The sequence below is a fragment of the Streptomyces sp. NPDC029139 genome (genome assembly GCF_055564335.1).
In genome coordinates, this window is the sequence record NZ_JBVHWN010000013.1 from 201722 (window position 1) to 225767 (window position 24046).

Genomic DNA, 24046 nt, shown 5'->3' on the forward strand with positions numbered 1-24046 from the left:
GGGGAACTGGCGGCCTTTGTCAGCCGCTGGCCCCGCCCCCGTCAAAAAGACTTTCACGTTACGGCACTCGGTCAGCCCTCCAATCGGGACACGACGGCCCGCGATCCGGTCATGCATGCCGGTGAGCTGCCCCCATCGGACCGCCAGCCGGCCCTCAAGGTGAGAGGCCCGCTTGCATGCACTTGCGGGAAACCAGAAGAGCCGTGCCGACGCAGCTGGGAAGGCTGCGCCGACACGGCCAGGCAGAGGGTCAGGACTCTGCCCGTGCTCCTATGGCAGTGGCCAGGGCAAGGGGCGTTGCCGCTGCCCACGCCTGCGGGGAGCACGAATGGGGGTAGGGCACAGGAGCTTCATCCTCATGCCGTGGATAGCCGGCCATTACCTCGGGCAGGCGGTATCCCTGAGTTCCGGCTGCGTCCAGTAGCGCTTGGGCGAGCACGGCGACCTCGTCGTGGAGTCCGTAGCGGGCCATGCCGAGCGCGATGATCGCGTTGTCATGCGGCCAAATGGTGCCCCGGTGGTACGACAACGGGTGGTACGGAAGTTGATCAGCGGCAAGTGTGCGAATACCCCAGCCGGAGAAGAAGTCCTTCTCCATCAGGCGCCGGCCGACCTGCTTGCCGTGCTCGTCGTCGAGGATTCCCGACCACAGCAGATGCCCGGCATCTGATGCGAGCGCGTCCACTCGACGGCCGTGACCGTCGAGAGCAAGGGCCGTGAACCCTGAGTCGGTCATCCAGAAGTCCTCAATGAACCGCTGCCGCAAGCCTGTGGCCAGCGCGTCGAGCTCCTGCGCCCATGAAGGGTCGGCCCACACGGTGCGGGCCAGCTCCGCTGTCCGGCACAGTGCGTCGTAGGCGTATCCCTGAACTTCTGCGACAGCGATGGGTCCGGTTGCCTGGGTGCCGTCCGTGAAGCAGATCGCTCCTTCAGAATCCTTCCAGTTCTGATTGAGCAGGCCCTCCTCATCAGCCTCGTAGGTGAGGTACCCGGAGCGCTCTAGCCCGCCGTGGTTCAGCATCCAGTTCACCGCTGCCCGGGCATTCGGCTGGAGGCGTGCGGCCAGCGCAGTGTCCCCGGTCTCCTCGGTGTAGGCATGCAGCAGGGTGAGAAACAGGGGAGTGCTGTCGACCGATCCGTAGTAGCGGCCGTAGGGGATCTGGCGGAAGTGGGCCAGCTCTCCGTGCCGGATCTCGTGAACGATCTTGCCCGGCTCGGCTACCCGCTCTCCGTCGTAATCTTCTGCCTGTGTGGCCGCCAGAGCTTGCAAAGTGGCCGCTGCTAGCTGCGGGCGATAGGGCAGTGCGAAGTGGGACGCCAGCAGGGAGTCACGACCAAAGAGCGTGAGGAACCATGGCACCCCCGCTGCCGGAACATGGACTTGCTCGCCCTCGAGGCCGGGCACGGGGATCGTCAAGGTCGTCAGGTCATGAAGACCCTGCTCACAGGCCAGGGCAAGGTCCCCGTAGACGGCACCGGGGAGGATCAGCTTGGCCAGCGCGTCATGGGGTTCCGGAGCGCGACTCAAGGGTGTGAGACGCCCAGAGCCTCCCTCAGCCTGGCCAGGCTGTGCCTCGACGTGAAGAACGATCTCTCGACTCCCGTGTGCAGGCAGATTGATCAACCATGTCAGCACACGAGCAGTGCCCGGCCCGGCCGTGACGTACGAAGGTGCCGGCAGAGAGGACACTGTCGTTGTCGCCCGCCACGCCTCCCGCTGATAAGTGAACTGAACGAACCTGCCCGGCACGTCCAAGGTTTCGAGCGTCCCGGGCTTGTCATACACCCGCTTGTCGCTGCGCAGCGCGAACAGATCGGCAAAGTCGACGTCCGCCTCCACCGAGACCTTCAGCGACATTGCCTGAGCTGTGTTGTTGGTGAACTGCACCGCATCGCGCAGTCGGCCGCGCAGCAAGGACTGACGTCGATGCGCCGTCCACGCTGCCGGCTCGTCGCGTGTGGCCGACGCCGTCAGTACGGCAGGACGACCGGCGTTTGCGTCCCCGGCGACCAGGACCAAGGGCTTGGATTCGTCGACAGTCAGGCGCCACCGGCTCAGATGCCGGGCATCGTGGACGAACAAACCATCTGGAGCGGTCCCCACGGTGCCAGAGATGTCACCTTCGGGACTCAGGAATACGAACGTGCCGGAGTACACGACCAGTTGAGACGCGTTCATTGCTGCCTCCGGTTAGAGGACAGCAGGTCCAGAGCTACTGCGGCGGTCCAGCTGAACTGGGTCGTGCCGCGAGCCTGCGCCGTAAACGGGTCGACATACTCGGCAAAGCGGGACGAAGACGCTGCGTCCAGCAGAGCCTCACGCAGCATGTCGGCGCGGTCCGCGGCTCCGTGCTGGCGCAGCCCTCTCTCGATGAGCCAGTTGATATTGAACCAAGCCGGCCCACGCCAGTACCGGGAACGGTCGAAAGCGCGGCCGCGCAGGTCGTAACTCGGTGTCAGGGAAGTGCCTGCTCCGAGCCCAAAGTGACTGCTCGAAATGGTACGGAGCAGAGTTTTGACCACCTGGGCTGGGAGGTGAGGTATGGCCAACGGCAACAGGCCCGTGACGCTCAGCTCCTGCACCATCTGCCCAGTGAGAAGGTCACGGCACAGGAAGAGGCCTGCTTCCTGGTCCCACAGGTGCTCCACCAGCGTGCCGGTGAGAGCCCGGGCCTGGGCACGGTGCGGCTCGGGATCGAGGCCGAGTGCCTCAGCGATGTCAGCGAGCGCGTACTCGGAGAGGATCAGCAAGGCGTTGAAGCCCGGATCCTCGACGAGGAATCCAGGTTCCTTCCCGCTGTCCTGGTAGTGCTGGTCCCGGTAATCAGAGGCCAGCCGCACGTAGCGCCCGTAGTCGAGATCTGTCGGCCGGTCGGTCGCCTCGCCGTGCACAAGGTCCGCTCTGCGGAACGCATCGGCAGGCATGGGTTCGACCGCCTCGAGCGGCGCGTCCCAGCACGGGCTGTTGTCCATGCCCGGCTCCCACGGGTGCACGACCGACGCCAGCCCATGCCCGCCGAAGTCCCGGCTGCCGGTGAGGTAGCCGTGCCAAGCGATGAGCTTGGGATAGAGCCTTTCCAGGAACCTGCGCTGGCGCGACTTCTCCGGATCACTGGTGTGCACCAAGAACGCGGCGAGAGCATGGACCGGCGGCTGAACGATCCCTGACGTCTGTATTGCGACCGGCGCCCCAGCCTGGCGACCAGCAGTGCTGGAGCGCCAGAAGTCAGGCCCTGGGAAGTATGCGTCGAGAGGAACCGACGGATTGAACACAATGTGCGGGACACGCCCGTCACCCCACTGGGCGCCGAACAGCGTTTCGAGTTCACGCTGGGCCCGCCGCGGCGAGAGGTGCCTGAGGCCGATGGCGATGAACGCCGAGTCCCAGCTCCACTGATGGGGATAGAGGCTCCGGGACGGAACGGTGGAGGTGCCGGTCCAGTTGTTCAACAGCACGCGGGACGCCTCGCGGCGCAGATGGCCCCTGTCCACGGCTGAAGTTGCGGGAGTGAGAGTGACGGTCACGCGCCGGACCTGCGCAGGAAGCCGGGGATGGACTGGACAGCGCTGACCGCGTCACCGGTCAAGCGGCATTCCACAGCCAAGTAGCCCTCGTAGCCGCTGCTGTTCAGTGCCGCGAGCCAGGCGGCCCAGTCCAGGTGGCCGGCGCCGGGCTGGAAACGGTTGGAGTCACTGACCTGTGCGTGGCCGATGTAGGGGGCCGCTGCGAGGATCGCCGCTGCGGGATCAGCTTCCTCGATGTTCATGTGGTAGCTGTCGATACCGATCTGAACAGAATCCAGTCCGACGGTGCGGATCAGTTCGACGGCCTGCTCGAGCCGGTTGACCATGTGGTCCTCATACCGGTTGAGCGGCTCCAGGAAGAGAGCCACCCCTTCCTTGGCAGCGTGCTCACCCAGCTCGGCGAGCCCTTCCAGCAGCACCGTGCGCTCCTCTTCCTCGCTGCGCGGCGGCTCGAAGGGAGGAAGGCGGCGCGAGAACATCCCGTACGAGGCCGGGGTCTGCGCCCCGAGCCCACCGATCTCGGCGATGACCGACAACTGTGACTTCATCTGCGCGACGGCGTCGCGGCGCTGGTCGGCGTCGAACGCCCCGAAGAAGTGCAGCATGTCCACACACACGGTGGGCATGACGACCCCGGCCTTCAATGCGGCACGCAGCTCGGGGAGACGTTCCTGAAAGTTCAGGTCTCCCTTGCCGCGCAGTTCGATCGCGTCGTAGCCGGCGGCCTGGGCGAAGTCCCACTTCTCCTGCAGGGTATTGCCGGGCAGCAGCTGCTCCTGGCAAGCGGTCTTGAGCATCAGCGATGGGCCTTTCAGAATTTCAGGACGACCTGGAGCGCCTCGGCGGGGCGCTCGTCGAGGAGGTGGTAGGCGTCGGCGGCCATGTCAGCCGGCACGACGTGACTGACCAGCGAGGTGACATCGACAGCACCGTCGGCCACCAGGGACAGGAAGGTCTGCTGCAGCCGTTCGACACTCCAGCGAGCGGACAGCTGTGGGGGCACGCCGCCGATCTGGGAACAGATCAGCTGGACGCGGTTGTGGTGGAACTCGTCGCCCAGGCGCAGGCCGTGTCCATCGCCCTGGTAGAAGCCGGAGGCGACAACTCGTCCGTCGACGGCCACAGACCGCAGCGCCTCGTGAAGAGCAGGGTAGACACCGCTGATCTCGATGGCGGTGTCCGCACCTCGCTCCCCGGTGGCCTCACGGATGCGTTCGGCCACCGAATCAGTGCGGGCGTTGAAGGTCCGGACCGCGCCGGCTTCCTTGGCCTTCTCCAGGCGGGCATCGAGCGCGTCGACGGCGGTCACACGCGCACCGTTGAGATGGGCGAGACGAGTGGTGATCAAACCGATCACGCCCTGCCCGAAGACCGCGACCTCCTCCCCGAGGTGGATGTCGGAGGCAAGGACGGCGTTGTAGGCGATGGCGCCGACGCGGGCGAAAGCGCCAGCGAGAGGCTCAAGACCCTTGGGAAGGGAGTGGCCGATCATCCGCTCGGCAGGGACGATGCCCTCGCTTCGATGACCCCAGATACCCCACACCATCTCTCCGACGGCAGGCATGCCTGGCGTGTCGCGGAGCCCCGGGGACACCTCTATGACCTCGCCGACCTCGGAGTAGCCCCAACCGGCGACGGGGTACTCGATCCCTGCCGCCCCGTCGCGGAAGATCCGCGTGTGCGGGTCCCAGGTGCGAGTCAGGTAGGGGTTCGTCCCGCGGTAGGCGGTGAGCTCCGTGCCGGCGGAGATGCCGGAGTACAGGGTGCGGACCCGCAGGTGGCCCAATGGGAGCGCCTCGCTCTCATGCTCGGCAACTTCGACCTGGCGCGGGCCGGTGAACTGGACGACGCGTTCCACGTGGACTCCGGGGGTTGTGCTCACGATTTACGTCGAAGATATCTCACAGTTATGTCTTGTCAATACGCAAAAGTGGTGCTGTGATGCTCTGGTACTCGGCATAAGTAGTGTGAGGACAACGCATGCGCAAGGTGAACCGGCGGTCGAAGGCCACAGCTGCGGGACTGGCGGTGATCGCAGGCTTCGGCGCTCTGGCCGCCTGTGTCCCAGCCGGCGGGCAGGCCGCACCGGACAACAAGATCACCGTGTGGTCGCAGGAGAATCTCCCGCCCCGGATGGCTGCCACCAACAAGGTCATCGACCGGTTCGAGAAGGAAACCGGCATCGAGGTGGAACTCGTGGGCGTCGACGAAGGGCAGCTTCCTCAGCTGATCATGTCGGCCGCAGCCGCGGGCAAGCTGCCCGATGTCATCGGCGCCGTCCCCATGGGACAGGTCTGGCAGATGTATAGCAGCGGCCTTCTCAACACCAAGGCGACGGGCGAACTCGTCAAGGACCTCGGCCGAGGAACCTTCGACTCCAACGCCCTGCGCTTGACCTCCGACGGACAGACCCAGCTCGCTGTCCCCTCCGACGCCTGGCTCCAGCTACTGGTCTACCGCAAGGACCAGCTTGCCCAGGCGGGCCTGCCCGTACCAGACACCTACGACAAGCTGCTGCAGGGCGCCAAGAGCCTCGATACCAAGGGGCGCGAAGGCATCTCCCTGGCCACCGACCCCAGTGATGTCTTCACCCAGCAGAGCTTCGAAAGCCTTGCGCTCGCCAACGGCTGCAGCCTCGTCGACACCCAAGGCGACGTCCAGCTCGACTCCCCGGCATGCCAGACCGCCTTCGGCCTCTACAACGAACTCGGCCGTAACTACGGAGCTCCCGGCACGCAATCCGTCGACTCCACACGAGCCACCTACTTCTCCGGCGGCTCCTCCATGATCGTCTGGTCCTCCTTCCTCCTCGACGAGCTCGCAGGATTGCGTAACGACGCACTTCCCAGCTGCAAGGAATGTAAGCAGGACAAGGAATTCCTCTCCACCAACAGTGGCATCGTCACCGCACTCAGGGGGCCCGAGGGAACCCAGCCCGCGCAGTTCGGCGAGATCACCTCATGGGCCGTGACCAGGACCGCGGAGACCACCGCATCCAAGAAGTTCGTCGAGTACATGATGAGCAAGGGTTACGAGGACTGGTTCGGAATGGCCCCCGAAGGCAAGATCCCCGTCCGCCATGGCACCGCCGAAGACCCCAAGCGCTACGACAACGCATGGCGCTCCAGCACGGCTGGAGTCGACACCCGCAAGCCCATGAACGAGATCTACCCCGATGAGCTGCTGACCCAGCTGACCGCCGGCGTCAGCAACATGAAGCGCTGGGGCATCACCGAAGGCCACGGAGCCCTTGTCGGAGCCACCAACGGGGAACTGCACATCCCGAAGGCCATCGGTGCCATGACCAGCGGCCAGATCTCACCCGACGAAGCCGCCAGGGAAGCCGACGAAGAAGTCACCGCCCTGCAGAAGTCCCTCCAGTAGCCACGGCCAGCCGCACCCGAGGAAACACCATGAGCACAGCACCACCTGGCGCGAGCAAGCGCCTCCCGACCACATCGCAGCGTGAGAACCGCGCCGGTCTGGCCTTCGTCACCCCAACGTTCCTGGTCGTCCTTGTCGTCGTCGTCATCCCTATCCTCTGGACCGTCCTCCTGGCCTTCCAGAACGCGCGGCTCGTCGATATTCAGAACATGGGCCTGTTCGGGAACTGGTCCCTGGACAACTTCGGAAAGGTCTTCGGCTCCTCCGGGTTCTGGTCCAGCCTGGGTACCACCCTCGTCTACACCGCAGGGTCTACCGCCGGCTCCGTGACCCTCGGACTCATCGCAGCCCTGGCCCTGCGCAAGCCCTTCCGGGGCCGCGGCCTCCTGCGCGGCACCATGCTGCTGCCCTACGTCGCACCTGTTGTCGCCGTCGCCTTCGCCTGGGAAATCGCCCTCAGCCCTCAATTCGGCATCATCAACGAATGGGGAGCCAAACTCTTCGGCTGGGACGACCCCATAGCCTTTCTGTCGACCCGCTCCTACGAGGTGAGCCTCTTCGGAGCGCACTTCGACATCCCGCTCGCGCTGCTCACCGTCATCGCGTTCGAGATCTGGCGCTACTTCCCGTTTGCATTCCTCTTCCTCCTGGCCCGCATCCAAGCCGTCCCTGACAGCCTCGAAGAAGCAGCCCGCGTCGACGGCGCCACCCCCACCCAGCGCTTCCGCCACATTCTTCTGCCGCAGCTGATGCCGGTGATGGCACTGCTGTGCGTCCTCCGCTTCATCATGACGTTCAACAAGTTCGACGACGTCTACCTCCTGACCGGCGGCGGCTCGGGTACCGAAGTCGTGGCCGTCCGGGTCTACGACTTCCTCACCGCACGCTTCGACGTCGGTGCTGCCGCGGCGCAGGCCCTCGTCCTGGCGGGCGTGCTCATCGTCCTGCTCGGCATCTACTTCACATTCTTCGCCAAGAAGGTCCAGGAGGAGGGGGCATGAGCATGACCCGTACCCAGTTCGAAGAGCGCTTCTTCGGTGTCATGCGATGGGTGACGATCGTCTTTCTGGCCGTCATCACCGCCGTGCCCTTCTACTACATGGTGATGTTGTCGGTGAAACCCATCGACGCACTCCTGCTCGACCCCGGTTCCCTCTGGGTCACCGCGAAGGACTTCACTCTCGACACCTACCGCGACGTCCTGCGCCCGACGGCCGAAGGCGGCCAGGGATTTTTGAAGCTGCTGCTCAACTCCGCGGCGGTCTCCCTCGGCACTGTCCTGCTCACCCTCGCCGCAGCGGTCCCCGGCGCCTATGCGATCAGCCGCCTGAAGTTCTTCGGAGGCAGGCAGATCAGTGCACTCTTCCTCGCCGTCTACCTCTTCCCGGCCACCCTCCTCGCCGTCCCCCTGTTCGTCATGTTCGCGAAGATCGGCCTGTCCGGCAGCCTTGTCGGACTTGCCATCGTGTACATCGCCCAGACCGTGCCCGTGTCGATCTACATGATGAAGAACTACTTCGTCACCATCCCCTACAGCATCGAAGAGGCAGCCGCTCTCGACGGCTGCACGCGTCTGCAAGCCATGCGCAAGGTGATCCTTCCCCTCGCCCTGCCTTCGCTGATGGCGACCGGGCTGTACGTCTTCATGATCGCCTGGAACGAGTTCCTCTTCGCGCTGCTCTTCCTTGCAGCACAACCCGACGCGTGGACGGTCTCGCTCGGACTGCAGCAGCTGGCCAACGGCATTGAGGTGCCCAAGACCGTCCTTATGGCAGGCTCCGTCGTACTGACCATCCCCGTGGTAGTGCTGTTCTTCGCCGCGGAACGTCTGCTCACCGAGGGCCTGACCAGCGGCGCGGACAAGAGCTAGAGAGGTTGAGGAACCCCATGTCGGCGAACCAGGCGAGCGCAGGCCACCTGCTGCAACTGATCCGCAGCGGGCAGGCCACGACCCGCCGTGATCTCCAGCAGGCCACCGGGCTGTCACGCTCCACCGTGGGACAGCGGCTTGACCAACTGTTCGCAGCCGGCTGGCTGTCCCACACTGTCGGCACCTCCACCGGCGGGCGCCCCACCGAGCACCTCGAGTTCGACGCCACCCACGCCGTCGTCCTCGCCGTCGACCTGGAAACACGGCACGGGCGCGCGGCCGTCGTCGACCTCAACGGCAAGGTCCTGGCGGAGCACTGCGACGAAGTGCACATCACCCAAGGCCCTGAATGCGTTCTCGACACCGTAGCCTCATGGTTTCCCGGCCTCCTCGCCGACGCCGGCGTCACCCCCGAAAAGGTCTGCGGCATCGGCCTGTCCGTGCCGGGTCCGGTCGACTGCCAGACCGGAAACGTCGTGCAGCCACCGATCATGCCCGGATGGGACCAGTTCCCCATCCGGGCACGGCTGCAAGAGGCTTACGCTCACCACGTCGAACCGGGTGCCCCCGTACCGGTGCTCGTGGACAACGACGCCAACCTCATGGCCTACGCCGAACAGCGTCACCACTACGCCGACTGCAATGCCTTCCTCCTGGTCAAGGTGTCCACCGGCATCGGAGCCGGCGTTGTCGTCCACGGAGAGCCCTACCGAGGCATCGACGGAGGAGCAGGCGACATCGGCCACATCCGCCTCCATGACCGCTCCGATGCCCTGTGCATGTGCGGGTCCTACGGATGCCTGGCAGCGGTGGCTAGCGGACGGGCCATTGCAAACCAGCTCACCAGCGTCGGCGTACCCACATCCTCCGGCTCAGACGTGCGCAAGCACCTGACCGCAGGCCAGCCCGACGCCGTACGCCTTGCCCGCGAAGCGGGCAAGCGCGTCGGGGAAGTCCTGGTAACCGTCGTAACGCTCCTTAACCCCGGAGTCCTCGTCCTTGCCGGCGATCTCGCCTGCACCCCCTTCCTCACAGGAGTACGCGAACTCCTCTACCAGCGAGCCATGCCACGCACCACCGCGAACCTCCGCGTGGTCACATCCCACCTGGGCGACTACGCCGCACTCCTCGGCGCCACAACCCTGGTCGTCGACGACCTTTACGGCCCTGAACAGGCCAACGCTCGCCTCGCACAGCTTGCAGGCAAAACCACGTGACACCCCCCATTCAGGAGCAGCCCCCAATGCGCCCCCGCCCCATCCGCATAGGACTTGCCGGTGCCGGTCCCTGGGCCCGCGCCATGCATGCCCGCGTCTTCGCGGCCGGCCCGGAAACCACCCTCACCGCCGTCTGGGCCCGCCGCCTCGAAGCCGCCCAGGAGACAGCCGCCCCCTACGGCGCACGGGCATGCGCCACCTTCGACGAGCTTGTCGACCACTGCGACGCCATCGCCTTCGCAGTCCCGCCGGCAGTACAGGCCGAACTCGCAGTGCGGGCAGCCAAGTCAGGCAAGCCCATGCTCCTGGAAAAGCCCCTTGGTCCAGATCTCGACTCGGCGCGACGCGTACTCCAGGCCGTGGAGGAGCACCAGGCCGTCACCCAACTGGTCCTCACCAAGAGGTATCACCCCCTCACCCGCCAGTTCATCCAACGAGCCGCCACCTTCCCCACAGTGGGAGCCCGGTCTTGCTATCTCCACGGAGCCTTCCTCGGTGGAGAGTTCGCTACCAGCTGGCGGCTGCAGGACGGCGCGCTGATGGACCTGGGACCGCACCTCCTTGACCTGCTTGACGCCACCATCGGCCCCATCACCTCCATCCGCAGCTCGGGCGATTCCACCCGCTGGATAGAGCTCACCTGCGAACATGCCAACGGTGCCGTAAGCCAGGCCTCGCTCTCCGGCACGGTCCGCCTCGAGCGGGCTCGAACGCGCGTCGAGCTCTACGGGGACACGGGCGAACTCGTCTACGACACAGCAGTCATCGACCACGAAGAATGCTGGCCCGTCCTGCGTCGCGAGTTCGCTGACACTGTCCGGTCGGCCACGAGTCATCCGATCAACGCGGCTCGCGGCCTGCGTCTGCAAGAGCTCCTGGAATGGGCACGCCCGGTGAGTAGCTGATGGAGCCGGTTCTGCTCGCAGATGACGCTCGAGGGCGCTCACGAGGCGTGGGGGCGAGCCTGGCAGTGGGCCGGCGACGGCCGGCCCACTGCCGCCCCCAGCCGACTGGCTGGCAGCAACAGCTCACTCAGCTCCCCTACAAGCGGTTGATTCACTAGTCAGGCATGAGCACCCGGAGCCTCGTCCCGGGCTGGCCAAGAGGCCCGTTGTGGCTCCTGGCCTTGTGCGGCGACACCGATAAGGGGCTCTCCGACGACCTGTGTCATCGGAGAGCCCCTTTCGGATTCAGTCAGCCGACGGCGTAAGGGGGATGCGGGCTCCTGCCGCGTCGGCCCGCCGCCGCCGTGGCTACCTCAGTCCGTACGCATTCTCCACAGTCTGGTCGACACGGTTGCCCGCAGTGTCCCAAGCCTGCACGCGAAGGGAGACGAAGCCCCCGCCATCGCCGACAACGGGATGACGGACCACGGCTCGGTACACGTCTCCGTCCCTCTCCAGAGCCACCTGAGCCCACTTCCGCCCGCCGTCGAAGGACGCCCAAGCCTGCATACCCTTCACCCTGGGCCCCTTGAGACCGTCCTGGTGCCGGGCAGAGAGGTTGAAGGCGAAGTTCTTTCCGGCAGGAGCCTTGTTCTCCAGGTCGGTCTTGACGTCGTAGTCGATCTGCAGCAGAGGAAGCAGGTCCGCGCTCGTCCCCCGCGGGCGCTCTGAAGTGAACGACCAAGACGTCCGGGAGCCCGTGCCGTGCTGCCAGCCGGTCAGGGCTCGCTTGGTGGTCAGGTCCAGACGGTACTCTGCCTTCGGCCCAGGAACCACGGTAGTGCCCCAGGCATAAGGCATTTCCTCCAGCAGTACGCCGTTTCGATAGAGCTTGGCGCTGACCGTGTCGTACTCGTCACCGAACGCCGGCCTCTCGGCGACCCCATGATGTGTCGAGGAGCCGTCCACGAACTCGGGAATCCGGATCGTCAGTGCGTCCTCCTTGCGGACAGAGCCGGAGTTGGGAACGCCTCTGGGTATAGCGGGGCGGATGACGGGGGAGAACCACTCTTCACGGCTCTCGGTTCCCGGCTTGAACACTCGAGCAACGTTGATGCTGCTGCCGGTGAAGAAATTTTGACCAAAGGGGTCGTCCGTGCTCGTGCCGACCTGCTGCTGCCAGGCGGTCTGGTCGGTGCTGACGTACTCGGTGCGCTCAAAACCCGTCGGCAGGTGACGGCGAGTCTCGTTGAAGGTCGTCATCTGCCAGGGCTGCCAGCCGAACCGCTGCTCGAACGCCCACCGGTGGGTCCCGCCGTTGTGGCGGTAGCGCACGTGCACCTTCGCTGTGTTGCTTGCGTCGGCCGTGTGGTGCATCCGGGCAGGCACCTGCTGGCGGAAGGGGACGACAAGGTCATACACGTACGGGCTTCGAGGCGTACCAGAGAGTTCGACCTCTGCTTCACCGGAGCGGAGAGCCGCGCGGACCTTCTCGCCTTCCGCATGGGTCGTGATGACGGAGGGAATGGCGAGCTGAACCTCGTTCGGACGGTAGCGTCCAACGGCCATCCGATCGTTACCAGGAGCGGTGATAAGCAGGATGCCCCCGGCCCCGGCTGCTGCCGCCGCCTTCGCCTGCTCCCAACGACTCAGCCCGTCAGGATCAGCAGGCACGACCACGAGCTTGTCCTTCACGTCCAGGCCCACGTAGTCCCCGGGCGCACCGTTCCCCACGGACACGGCAGGGAACCGGCGGGCGCCGTCGATGGCCGGCGAACTGGCGATGTAGGAGAGGTAGTCCAGAGGCGTGCTGCTCGGAGCAGTGACGCGGGCCTCGATGAGGGGTGCGGTCAGCTGCCATCGAGTATCCAGTTCGAACGTCCCCTTCGTCACACGCTCAGTGGGCGTGGCGAAGAACCGCTGCGGCGCACGGCCCTCATTCATCTGAGCCATCTCGAGACTGCGAGAACCCAGCGTGCGGTGGGTAACCCAGCTCAGTCCTTCTTGCTGGACGACACGCTCAGCAGTGGTGACACGGGCTTCGGTGGCCTTTCGGGCGTCGAGCACGACGGTGGTGTTGTCCGACGTCACTTCCACCTGAGGCGCAACCATCAGGTACGAGTCGTCGTTCGCGGTCTGCATGGTGGCCTGCACGTGATATGTGCCCGCCTTGACTTCGAAGGTCGGGATGGCGCCATCGCTGAAGAACGTGGAGTGAGGATCCTCGCCCCACACCCCCACAGTCTGGATCCCCGGCTGCTCCTCTCCGTCCGGGCCGATGTACTTCACCCGCAGTGTGTGCACCGGCGCATCCTTCACCAGCCCCAAGGCGGTGTGCGTGACGATGCCACCCGCACCGGTGGCCTTCAGATACCCGCCGTAGCGGCCGGCGGGTAGCCGGGTCGGGTCGACAGTCACGGGTATCTCAGTAGTGGAGCCGGCCGCGACATCGGCCTTGACGGGTACCGTGACGGCGCCGGACTGCGCCGGGCTCCCCGTGGTGTTGCTGAGCTGCACCTGGAGGCTGAGTGCCACGGAATGCTTGGAGCGGTTGGTGAACCGGACCTTCGTCTGCAAAGGCGCGGACTTCGAGTGTGCGATCAGTCCCATGTCGTGCGTGCCGGCCGCAAGAACGTCTTGCTTGATCGCCCGTGCGACGTCCAGACGGCCGCCGCCCTGCTCGTACGCCGAGTAGTCCTCGGATGTCTCAGCGGAGCTGACCAACGCATTCTTGATCTGTTCCGCCGTCCATGACGGGTTCTGCTGAATGAGGAGAGCTGCGGCTCCTGCGACGTGCGGAGTGGCCATCGAGGTGCCGGACATAGCGATGTGACGTTCGCTGATGGGCTGCCCCATCGTCGTGCCCGCCGCCCGAGCGGCGACGATGCCCACACCGGGAGCCGTGATCTCGGGCTTGACCGCCAGATCACCCACTCGGGGACCTCGGCTGGAGAAGCTGGCCAACTTGTCTTCGAAGTCGACTGCTCCCACCGTCAGAGCTGCTGCAGCGCTGCCGGGGCTGTTGATCGTCTCGTCAGCACCGTTGTTACCCGCAGCGATGACGAAGAGAGCGCCGGTCTTGGCTGTCAGCGAGTTCACGGTCTGCGCAAGCAGGTCCGTCCCGTCACTGGGGTCTCCTCCCAGACTCATGTTGATCACACGAGCTCCGGAACGGGCGGCCCACTCCATTCCGGCAATGACGCCGGACTCGCTGCCCCATCCCTCGTTCGAGAGCACCTTGCCCACGAGGAGATCGGCGCCCGGGGCAACCCCCTTGCGCGCCACAGGCGCAGCGGCTCCGACCCCTGCCACCGTCGAAGCGACGTGCGTGCCGTGCCCGTGCCCGTCGAGCGCAGACTCGCCATCTACAAAGCTCTTGGCTTCGGTGATGCGTCCCTTCAAGTCGGGATGGGCAAGGTCGGCTCCGGTGTCGAGGACAGCCACCCGCACACCCTTGCCGGTGATTCCGCTCTTCCACGCTGTGGGGGCGCCGACCTGGGAGACGCTCTTGTCCAAGGTCGCCTTGACCCGGCCATCCAGAGAGATCTTGGCGATCCCGTCAGAGAGCCGGACGTCTCCCTTGGCGTGGACCGGAACACTGCCGCGAACCGAAGTCCAAAATGACGGCATTTGCTTCTTGTCAGCCTTGACGGCGGCACCGTTCAGGCTGGGTAGCAGCCTGGCGGTCCTAGCCCCAGAGAGCGCAGAAGCCTCACCATGCGCGTGACCGGACCGGTAGGTGAGGATCAGAGGCAGCGACTTACTGCGTCCGTCGTCGAACCCGTCGGCGATAAGACGGGTGATGGCAAACAGATCCCTGTCGAGAATCCCAGCGTCCAGGTAGCGCCCCATATCTGCTGGCACGACACGCAGTACGCCGTCCGTTCGCACACTGTGGAACGTGACGTCTTCACGACCCGGCCCCGGAACAACTGTGACAGCTTCCCGGCCGCCCGGGAACCGTTGCACGTGGACCACATCACCCGTGATCAGTGTCACCTGTGTGTGAGTGGAACGTTGTAGTGAATCGCCTGCTTGGTCCAGCGGACCGAGGACATTGCCGCTGGCCGGAACGACCGCGGTCGCGATGACCGCGGCTGCAACCGCCGTCGCGGCACCAATGAATCTCCAACGCATGCCGTAAGCACTCCTTGCTGGCGGATTGGCACGACGAGGACAGACACTGCCTGCTAGACGCTCCAAGATCACCAGATCCAGCTGTCCAAACGGCGACATGGCACAGGTGCGACATGGATCGGGAACGCTCGACAGCATCGCCGTATCCGTCGTACGAGGCCGCGGTAGCCAGGGCGGGCGGCCGACTCGGAATGGGCGTTTTCAGCGGTACTTGATGACGGCGCCAGTGCCCCCGGCCCCGCCTGTGATCACCACGTGCTGCCGACAGCAGCCTTGCGCTGCCCAACCCCTATGCCATTGCAATCGATGTGCGTACCGGTGGCGATATGGGGCGAGTGACAGCTCAGATCAGCGATGCTACGTCCACTGACGGGAGTTCGCCGATACTCAACGGCCCCAGTTTCCCGGTCTGCGAGTGGGACGGGCGATGGGCGGCGCACGTTCGCGGACAGGCCCGGCCCACTTGGGAGCGGCCAAAACCATCCAACGCATCACACCCATCCGCGCCGCGCCGCCTGCCACGCCAACTGCATCCGCGAATCGGCGCCGGTGAGGTCCAGAAGATGCTGGAGGCGCCGCTGTACCGTGCGTCGACTCACACCCAGCTGTCGGGCGACCGACTTGTCTGCAACCCCAGCAATCAGCAGGGACAGCAACTGCTTGTCCGCGTCCTCCAGAACCACTGGATCCGCCACACCGTGGAAGCCACTCACGTCTGTCGTAGCTGCCACCCGCAAAGGCACGGCGATCTCCCAATAGCGATCAAACAGTGCTGTCAGCGCATCAATGAGAGAACTGTCGCGAACGAGCACTGCGCGCGGCTCAGGCTCGCTGCCGGACGGTCCGGTCGGGCTGAGCGGGAAGATGGCCAGACTCCGGTCGGCGACAGCCATGCGAATGGGCAAAGTGGGAACTGAGCGGGCTACCTCACCGGCCTCGACTCCCAAGACCAGACCGTCGATGGCATCAGGGGCTTGGAGGAAGCTCTGCTCGTAGATGACGTGGTAACGGACGCCTCGGGCCAGTGCCTGCATTTCTGCACGGTTGCTCGCCGATGGCATCACCACGTGCCCTGCCTTGCAGAACCACAACATCTCCTCCTGCGCGCAGTCCTGCATCTGTTGCAGCTGCAGTCGGAACGCTGAAGCCCCCGTGACGACCTCGAGCAGCTCTGAAGGATCGCTCTGGCGGCTGTTGCGACGATAGATCTCGGCCAGCGCGAGGACGGCAGCGTGAGTCTCGTTGAGAATCGCGGACTGCTGTTGAACACGAGGCAGAAGAGCCAAGTCGGGGGGGATGACAGAAAAGCGCTCAGGCGACTGCTTGCTCCGTTCGATCATTGCCTTGGCCTCAAGCTCCGCGAGCACCTCGGCCGCTTGGTCTTCGGTCAGCTCTGAGAGTGCTGCCACATCCGCGGCGGTGCCTCCATGCGCCGTGATGAGGACGCGATAGGCCGCCTCCTGAGCGGGTGTGAGGCCTGCTGCCTCAAGCATCCTGTGTGCCCTCCTTTGTGCTGTGCGGGCATCACCTCTGCCCCTGACGCGGCACCGCGTGCCGACCAGGCCATTGAGCTATGGAGCAGAGCAGTTCAGGACCCCAGCTGCGGACGTGCTTGCCTCGGATCGGGACCCATGCGATCTGGCCGGGCACAGCGCCAGGAAAGAGAGAGGGCGATCGGTGGCGGCGTCAACCACCCACGTGGTGCCGCTTGCTGGGTAACAGCAAGCGGCACCCGCGGAGGTCCGCTGCGGTCTCAAGCCACGCTGAAGACGGAGGGAAGGCTGCTGTGCCCCCTCATTCCTTGGTGCCGATGGCGTCCACCGGCCGCTCCATCAGCAAGATCCGGGTCGGGAACATGGCACCCAGCACCGCGAGCGCTCCCAGAACTCCGGCGATGGCCACGTAGGCCATCACCGGCACGCTTGGCCAGGGACTGCCCCCCAACGCGATCGAAACGAGCGCCAGCGGCGGAACTGAGGCTGCGGTACCGATGAAGAGGCCAGCGACGACTACTGCTAGACCCTCCCACCACATCATGCGACGCACCTGACGAGAGCTGGTTCCAGACAGCCGCAGGAGAGCGAACTCGCGCCGACGGGACATGGTGTTCATGACCTGCGAATTCACGACGGTGATGGCCGTGTACACGATGAGCACCCCCACCACGAGGTAGTTGACCCAAGCGCCGGCGCGCAACTCCTCGACCTGTGCATCCAGAGCAAGCTGGTCGCTGACGACCATTCCTGGGTAGGCCCTGGCGACCTGGGCGAGCTGCTCATCCATTTCTGAGGCGTCAGCGTCAGTGGTGGCCCTGACCAGGACGGACTCATCCATCTGGGACGTCGTGTGCGTGACCAGCATGTCGTGGTCGAACGTGAAGTCCGCGAAGGCCAGCCCGCGTTCGTAGACCGCGACGACACGGGGCTCGATCGGCGTTCCGTCCCCCAAGTGCAGGGACACAGTCTCACCGAGCTCCACGCCCAGCCATGACGATGCCATCTCACTGATGGCTACCGTGCGCGGGGACAACTCGCTGAAACTGCCTTCCGTCACCCGCAGGTCCATGGTCTGCGAAACTGCTTTGGGATCAAGCCCCTGCGCGGCGAGAGAGACAGGTGACTCAGCCCCTTCCTCGCCGGCCGTGATCGCCACCACCTTCGTCTTCGCGACGCCGCTCGCTGCTGCCACATGCTTCAAGCCCCCCACACGATCGGCGACGTCGGGAGAGATGCCACCGGGCGCCGTGAGCACATGTGTGGCCACAAGGCCGGCCCTCAGCTGGTCTGCGGATTCCCGGAGCGCGGTGGTCTGAGCGAACACAACCGTCGATGCGAAGGACACGGCCAGGACCAGGGGCGTCACAGCCCCTGCGGTCCTCACCAGGTTGGCCTTGGCGTTGGCTGTTGCCAGGTGCCCGGTCACCTTGAGACGGTTGAGGATCGGCTCCAGAACCCGCATAGACACCTGGGCCAGGCCGGGGCCGAGCACTCCGGCGGTGATCGCCAGCACGAGAACCAGGCCATTGGCAAGGCCCACGAGCGTCGTGAAATCTCCACCATTGACGATGCCAGTGATCAGCATGCCGATGGAACCGACCCCGAGCACAGCACCAGTGATCTTGCGCCAGCGGCTGAGCCGAGGGATCTCCGCTGAAGCTTCCCCCAGAGCCTCCGTGGGCCTGATGCGAGTCGCACGCCGAGAGGCGCTGTACGCGGCGATCACCGCAGTCAGGACCACGATGAGAAGGGCCCCCGCCCCTGGCATCGGTCCGATGAACGGCTCGAAGTCCGGTGGTACCACTCCGTACTTGCTGAGCTGGCTGCTCATCCAGCGCGTCAACCAGATGCCAATCGGCCAGCCGAGCACCCCGCCGGCCAGAGAGACCAGAAGCGCCTCGGCCCTCAGCATCTGGCGAATCTGCCCGGGTGTCGCACCCACTGCACGCAACAGCGCCACCTCACGGCGACGGTGCCTGATCGACAACACCATCGTGCTGAACACGATGAAGATGGAAATGAGCAACACATTTGTGCTGACTGACACGGCCAAGAGGATCAAGTTGAACTTGCCTGTCGCCTTGTCGAGAAACTCGACCTTGCCGCGTCCGTCGCCCGTGTGGACACTCAGAGATTCATCCTGCAGTGCCGCGGAAATCTGGTCAGAGAGCTGTGAAGGACTCACACCGGGAGACGCAAGGACGCCCAGGGCGTCAGGCTCTTTGCCCTGGGCCACTCGGCGCAGGTGATCGTCGGAGAAGTACGCCAGAGAACGACTCGGAAGAGCGCCTCCCTCCAGAGCCACTGTCCCACTGATTCGGAAGGGGCGGGGCGCGGAGCCCGCTGTCATAACCCCCAAGGTCTCACCCGGTTGCAGCCCGGCCCGCTGAGCAAGCTCGGCATCGAGAACAATCTCTTGATCGCCCTGCGGGGCTCGCCCCTCGACAAGGCGGTACGAACCCAAGCGGGTAGTGGACCACCCATGGGCTGTCACAGTTGCTGCGTGCCGCCCGGGAACGGGCTGGTCAGAGGACGACGGAACAATCTGCACAGGCACGCTTACGTCAGCGATGACGGCTGCGACACCTTGCACCGAGCTGACGCGGTCGATGGCCGCGGTAGGTACAAGGACCCGCTCGACCAGCGCTTCCTTCTCCACACGGGTCTGCTCACCCGTGTCGATGACGAAATCAACGCGCTGACGGCCGGCTACCAGCGCATCAGCTGCGGCGAACCGCTCCGTTGGCGACCCGGACCGCAACCCTGACTCCAGCAGCGCCCCACAAGCACTGAGCACAGCAGCACCCAAAAGGAGGGCGATAAACGTTCCCACCACCCCGCCCTTGCGGCCACGGAGCGTCTGCAAGGACAACTTCAACATCACGCGGCCCTTCGCAGCTGCGCCATCACGTCGGAAACCTGACTGGCGTCAGGGGCATCAAGGCTCGCTGTGAGCCGCCCGCCGACAAGAAAGATCGCCTGGTCGGTGTGAGCAGCGGCTACCGGGTCATGCGTCACCATCACCACCGTCTGGTGCATGTCCGTCACCGCCTGGCGCAGCAGACCAAGAACATCATGAGCAGTCTGCGGATCCAGAGCGCCCGTCGGCTCGTCCGCAAAGATGACTTCCGGCCTCGTGATGAGAGCGCGAGCAATAGCCACTCGCTGCTGCTGACCGCCAGACAGCTGTGCGGGGTACTGACTGAGCTTGTCACCTATCCCCACCTGACGGACCACATGCTCCAACCAGGCCCGGTCGGCCGACCTCCCGTCGAGCCGCATCGGCAGGGCGATGTTCTGCTCCACCGTGAGGGAAGGCAGCAAGTTGAAGGACTGAAAGACGAAACCCAAGCGGCTCCGTCGCAGCTTCGTCAGACGCGCTTCCTTCAGGTCGGCCAAGTTGGTCGCCCCGAGGCACACCACACCGGACGACGGTCGGTCCAGCCCAGCTGCGCAGTGGAGAAAGGTACTCTTCCCCGACCCTGAAGGCCCCATCACCGCCGTGAAAGTGCCTTGAGCGATCCCCATACTGACCCGGTCCAGTGCGACGACGGACTCGGAGCCCCTTCCGTACCGCTTGCTCACGTCCTGCAAGTGCACTGCATACCCGCTGACCGGCATGCTGGTCCGCCGCTGAGCCCAGGGCTTCACTGTGTCTTCCTTTGGTTCGTGGTTCTCCTGCTTCCATTGCACGGCTGCGACGCGGCCGATGCCTCGGCTCTGGAGGCGAAGCTGCAGCTCATACAGGAGAAGGAGCCGTCCCCCTACATCAGTCAGCCGACGGAGGCCCTCAAGCGCGCCCTCCTTCCAGAAGATGAGTGAGCGGGAGAGATCGACAATGAGACCTCCCGGCGGAAGCCAGACAGCCGGCCTCAGCGCCAAGACATGCACAGGCTCAACGCCGTGCAGCGTCCCAGTGCGACGCCTCGCGACATCGCAGAGCCGCCTCGGCGAGGAGAAGGACAGGGGCGCACTCTCGTCCGCCGGTATGAGGCCGAACCTCCTCAAGAGTGCGGATGGCGACGCGCCCAGACCGGCCGAGACTGAGAAGGAGCCCTGCCAAACGGGCCCCTTCCCCTGCCATAGCGAAATGAGTGGAGCGCGCCTGCATGGCCACGATTCTGTACAGACTGGGCCGGTTCGCCTTCAGACACCGGGTCATGGTCGTCCTGTCATGGGTGGCCCTCTTCGTGCTTGCCGCAGTCGGCGCATCTGCAGCCCCTCCTCCTGCACCGACTGCCTTTTCCATGCCAGGAACCGAAGCTCAGAAGGCATTCGATCTACTGGACGAACGATTCCCGGCCGCCAATGCCGACGGCGCCACGGCCCGCGTCGTGTTCAAGGCCCCCGAGGGCGAGCGAATCACACAGCAGGAACACCGTGCTGCTGTGGCACAGACGCTCAGCGAGATCAAACAAGAGTCCGCGCAAGTCGAAGCCGTAGTCGACCCGTTCGCCAGCGGAACCGTCAGCCCAGATGGGACGATTGCCTACTCGACCGTCTCGTACAAGGTGCGCTCCGCAGCTCTCACTGAAGATACCAAGGCGGCTCTGCGCCACACTGCCGAAGCCGCGGCGACAGAGACCGCCCTCGCCGTTGAGATCGGCGGCAGCGCAGTTCCGGCCGAGGCAGAAGGCGGGACAGAGATCATTGGCGTCGCCATAGCGGCCATCGTCCTCCTGATCACCTTCGGCTCCCTGGTAGCCGCTGGCCTCCCCCTGCTCACCGCTCTACTCGGCGTGGGGATCGGAGTCTCTGCTATATCCGCCCTGGCCCACACCTTCGACCTGGGCAACACCACTTCCACCCTGGCGATGATGCTGGGTCTCGCGGTCGGCATCGACTATGCGCTTTTCATCGTGACCCGCTACCGCACGGAACTTGCCGAAGGACACAACCGGGAAGAGTCAGCCGGACGAGCACTCGCCACCGCGGGCTCAGCCGTCGTCTTCGCCGGCCTCACAGTCGTTATCGCCCTCGCAGGTCTTTCCGTCGTCGGCATCCCCATGCTCACCAAGATGGGCTTGGCGGCGGCTGCCACAGTGGCCCTCGCTGTTGTGGTCGCACTGACGCTGTTGCCTGCCTTCCTGAGCTTTGCGGGTAAGCGGATCATCGGACGCAGGGCACGCAAGCGGACGACCAGCAGTCGACCTGTTCACCGCAGTAAGGGACGATGGGGAGCTTTCGTACTTCGTCGGCCGGGCATGATTCTCATCGCCGGAGCACTGGGCCTAGGCGCTCTCACGCTCCCCGCCGCCTCTCTTCAGCTTGGCTTGCCGGATGAGGGTTCGATGTCAGCCGACACCACTCAGCGCAGGGCCTATGAGCTTCTCTCAGACGGGTTCGGCCCGGGCTTCAACGGCCCACTTCTGCTCGTGGTGGATGCCCAGAAGAGCGCCGATGCGCAGAGCGCTGCGGACCAGGTGATCGCCACGGTCAAGCGCATCAAGGGCGTGGCCGGAGTGAGTGCGGCGACCTTCAACCCAGCAGGCGATACCGCCACTATCACTGTGGTTCCCGCCTCCTCACCCAGCAGCGCCGAGACTGAGCACATCCTCATGGAGGTCCGGGAGCGGAGCACAGACGTACTCAAGAAGACCGGCGCACAGACACTGGTCACAGGCCAGACAGGTATGGCGATTGACTTTTCGAAGAAGATGGCCGATGCGCTACTTCCGTATCTGACCCTTATCGTCGGCCTGGCCTTCCTGCTGCTGATGGTTGTCTTCCGCTCCATATTGGTTCCGCTCAAGGCTGCCCTAGGGTTCCTGCTCTCGGTAGGAGCGGCGCTTGGATCAGTCGTTGCCGTCTTTCAGTGGGGGTGGCTGGCGAGCGCGCTGGGAGTTGAGCAAACTGGCCCGATCATGAGCACCATGCCGATCTTCATGGTGGGAATCGTGTTCGGCCTGGCCATGGATTACGAAGTCTTCCTCGTGACAAGAATGCGCGAGGCATATGTACGCGGGGAGAGCCCAAGGCAAGCGATCACTACCGGTTTCAGGCACGGTTCTCGAGTGGTTATAGCCGCAGCGGTCATTATGATGGCAGTCTTCGGCGGGTTCATCGGATCAGGTGAAGAGATGGTCAAGATGATGGGCTTCGGCCTGGCTGTCGCTGTGTTCTTCGACGCCTTCATCGTCAGGATGGCCATTGTTCCAGCAGCGCTTGCACTCCTGGGCAACCGGGCGTGGTGGCTCCCGAAGTGGCTTGACCGGATGCTGCCGAACGTCGATGTCGAAGGACTCCGCACGCATCATGACTCCCCAATGCCAACCCGTGATGCGCCTGGAGAGGTTCAGCGCTGATCTGAAAGACAGCCCGCCCGAAGGGGCCGGCCCATCTGCCCCGGGCCTGCCCCTTCGGGCGTCACTTCCCGACCGTAGATTTGATGGAGAGTGGTTTGGTCAACGCAGAGAGAACGAAGGACCGGCTGACCACCCGGAGCACTGTAGATCATCATCGATCACTCAAGCAGGCGGATCACCCTGACGATTTTCCCTCAGGCGACCTGCTGTACTCGAGGTGAACGTCGACGTCTCTCTCAGCCTCCGGCCACCCGGACCGTTGCGCCTCTCTCCGGAGCGTCATGGAGGTGCAGGCCCAGAGCAGCCAGGAGTATTTCTACAGGCGTGGGACCCGCAGCAGACCCCATCGGCAGGGCTTGGTCGCTCAGCAGGCGGTGAGTGTCAGCAGTGAGACACGGCACAGTCCTTGAGACTCCCGTATTGCGATAGAACTTCCGAACAACGCTTCTCCTCAGAGCATTTCGAATGGAAAGAAGCGAGGATCAGGCGGGGGAACCTGGGTACGTGACCACGTTCTTCCCGATCCAGCGAGAAGACGATCACCCTGGCGGCCCGTGATCACTCCCATGGCCTGAAACCACTTGTAAAGGTCATGTTCCGATGGCCGGTGCGTCTCAGGCTGTGCTCCTGGTCAACGGTCAATGAGGGAAGCGGCGCAGCCGCCTCGGCCGCAGGGCTGGCGGGGCTGCGATGTTGAGGCAGGCGACCGACCTGGGGTGGGACGAGCTATGCCCGGGTTGCTACCAGAGTCGTAATGGGGAGCGGCGCAGTGAGCATTCGCTGGACTGGGCAGCGCTCCGCGACCTCCATAAGACGGTCGTACTGAGCAGGCTCGAGATCGCCATCTATGTGTACATGCTTGACGATCTCTCCTCGAGTTGAGCCGTCGAAGTTGAGTCGGACATCGACGTCCACATTGCGGAGTCGCCATCCATGCCGATTTGCATACATCCGCACAGTCATCGATGAGCAGGCGCCCAGAGCAGCCAGGAGCAGCTCGACCGGCGCTGGCCCGACGTCGTTGCCGATCGGTATCGGCTCGTCGACCAACAGTTCGTGAGCCCCAACGGTTACGCGACGAGCTGTCCCTACTGACTCGCGGACGCTGACGACGGTGTTTGTCATGGCTCTTCCCTATGCCTTGGTGGGGGTGGGGGTGGGGGTGGGGGTGGGGGTGGTTTCTTTTTGGGTGAGGGCGGTGGCGGCGGAGATGGCGAGGAGGATGACG

Annotated in this window: 15 protein-coding genes; 6 read left to right on the forward strand and 9 right to left on the reverse strand. The window is 64.8% G+C overall.

The window, feature by feature from the left end; translation table 11 throughout:
• Positions 1 to 250: 250 nt before the first annotated feature.
• The 4 genes from ACZ4VW_RS26240 to ACZ4VW_RS26255 are packed head-to-tail and all read right to left on the reverse strand — an operon-like array spanning position 251 to position 5383.
• On the reverse strand, positions 251 to 2179 hold the full coding sequence (locus ACZ4VW_RS26240; RefSeq protein ID WP_467966468.1) for an amylo-alpha-1,6-glucosidase: 1929 nt from the start codon (positions 2177 to 2179) through the stop codon (positions 251 to 253).
• On the reverse strand, positions 2176 to 3525 hold the full coding sequence (locus ACZ4VW_RS26245; RefSeq protein WP_467966470.1) for an amylo-alpha-1,6-glucosidase: 1350 nt from the start codon (positions 3523 to 3525) through the stop codon (positions 2176 to 2178). The genes ACZ4VW_RS26240 and ACZ4VW_RS26245 overlap by 4 nt, the downstream gene beginning before the upstream one ends.
• A complete protein-coding gene (locus ACZ4VW_RS26250) occupies positions 3522 to 4322 on the reverse strand; it encodes a sugar phosphate isomerase/epimerase family protein (RefSeq protein WP_467966472.1) in 801 nt (266 codons plus the stop codon). Before ACZ4VW_RS26250 ends, ACZ4VW_RS26245 begins: the two co-directional genes overlap by 4 nt.
• Before the next feature lie 14 nt (positions 4323 to 4336).
• Positions 4337 to 5383 (reverse strand): zinc-dependent alcohol dehydrogenase, encoded by a 1047-nt coding sequence (locus tag ACZ4VW_RS26255; RefSeq protein WP_467966502.1) that lies wholly within the window; start codon positions 5381 to 5383, stop codon positions 4337 to 4339.
• A 122-nt stretch (positions 5384 to 5505) separates the two neighbouring features.
• Between ACZ4VW_RS26255 and ACZ4VW_RS26260 the strand changes: the two genes are divergently transcribed.
• Genes ACZ4VW_RS26260 through ACZ4VW_RS26280 form a run of 5 tightly spaced genes read left to right on the forward strand, consistent with a single transcriptional unit; the run spans position 5506 to position 10901 of the window.
• On the forward strand, positions 5506 to 6909 hold the full coding sequence (locus tag ACZ4VW_RS26260; RefSeq protein ID WP_467966474.1) for an ABC transporter substrate-binding protein: 1404 nt from the start codon (positions 5506 to 5508) through the stop codon (positions 6907 to 6909).
• 29 nt (positions 6910 to 6938) lie between these two features.
• On the forward strand, positions 6939 to 7910 hold the full coding sequence (locus ACZ4VW_RS26265; protein ID WP_467966476.1) for a carbohydrate ABC transporter permease: 972 nt from the start codon (positions 6939 to 6941) through the stop codon (positions 7908 to 7910).
• 2 nt (positions 7911 to 7912) lie between these two features.
• A complete protein-coding gene (locus ACZ4VW_RS26270) occupies positions 7913 to 8779 on the forward strand; it encodes a carbohydrate ABC transporter permease (protein WP_467966504.1) in 867 nt (288 codons plus the stop codon).
• 17 nt (positions 8780 to 8796) lie between these two features.
• A complete protein-coding gene (locus ACZ4VW_RS26275; protein WP_467966478.1) occupies positions 8797 to 9996 on the forward strand; it encodes an ROK family transcriptional regulator in 1200 nt (399 codons plus the stop codon).
• Between the two features lie 26 nt (positions 9997 to 10022).
• Entirely contained in the window at positions 10023 to 10901 is an 879-nt protein-coding gene (locus tag ACZ4VW_RS26280; RefSeq protein WP_467966480.1) for a Gfo/Idh/MocA family protein, read from the forward strand.
• Positions 10902 to 11249: 348 nt separating this feature from the next.
• Here ACZ4VW_RS26280 and ACZ4VW_RS26285 read toward each other — a convergent pair whose 3' ends face one another.
• The 4 genes from ACZ4VW_RS26285 to ACZ4VW_RS26300 all read right to left on the reverse strand — a co-directional run bounded on the left by ACZ4VW_RS26285 (position 11250) and on the right by ACZ4VW_RS26300 (position 20134).
• On the reverse strand, positions 11250 to 15017 hold the full coding sequence (locus ACZ4VW_RS26285) for a S8 family peptidase (protein WP_467966482.1): 3768 nt from the start codon (positions 15015 to 15017) through the stop codon (positions 11250 to 11252).
• Between the two features lie 491 nt (positions 15018 to 15508).
• Positions 15509 to 16510 (reverse strand): helix-turn-helix domain-containing protein, encoded by a 1002-nt coding sequence (locus ACZ4VW_RS26290; RefSeq protein ID WP_467966484.1) that lies wholly within the window; start codon positions 16508 to 16510, stop codon positions 15509 to 15511.
• A 301-nt stretch (positions 16511 to 16811) separates the two neighbouring features.
• Positions 16812 to 19394 (reverse strand): FtsX-like permease family protein, encoded by a 2583-nt coding sequence (locus ACZ4VW_RS26295; protein WP_467966486.1) that lies wholly within the window; start codon positions 19392 to 19394, stop codon positions 16812 to 16814.
• Positions 19394 to 20134: an ABC transporter ATP-binding protein gene (locus ACZ4VW_RS26300; RefSeq protein WP_467966506.1), complete on the reverse strand. Its 741-nt coding sequence runs from the start codon at positions 20132 to 20134 to the stop codon at positions 19394 to 19396. Before ACZ4VW_RS26300 ends, ACZ4VW_RS26295 begins: the two co-directional genes overlap by 1 nt.
• Positions 20135 to 20622: 488 nt before the next feature.
• Between ACZ4VW_RS26300 and ACZ4VW_RS26305 the strand changes: the two genes are divergently transcribed.
• Positions 20623 to 22818 carry an MMPL family transporter gene (locus tag ACZ4VW_RS26305; RefSeq protein ID WP_467966488.1) on the forward strand — a complete coding sequence of 732 codons (2196 nt, stop codon included), beginning with the start codon at positions 20623 to 20625 and terminating at the stop codon, positions 22816 to 22818.
• 726 nt (positions 22819 to 23544) lie between these two features.
• On the opposite strand, the gene ACZ4VW_RS26310 is transcribed toward ACZ4VW_RS26305, so the two are convergent.
• Complete coding sequence (locus ACZ4VW_RS26310) at positions 23545 to 23943, reverse strand: OsmC family protein (RefSeq protein ID WP_467966490.1); 399 nt, start codon at positions 23941 to 23943, stop codon at positions 23545 to 23547.
• Positions 23944 to 24046 lie beyond the last annotated feature (103 nt).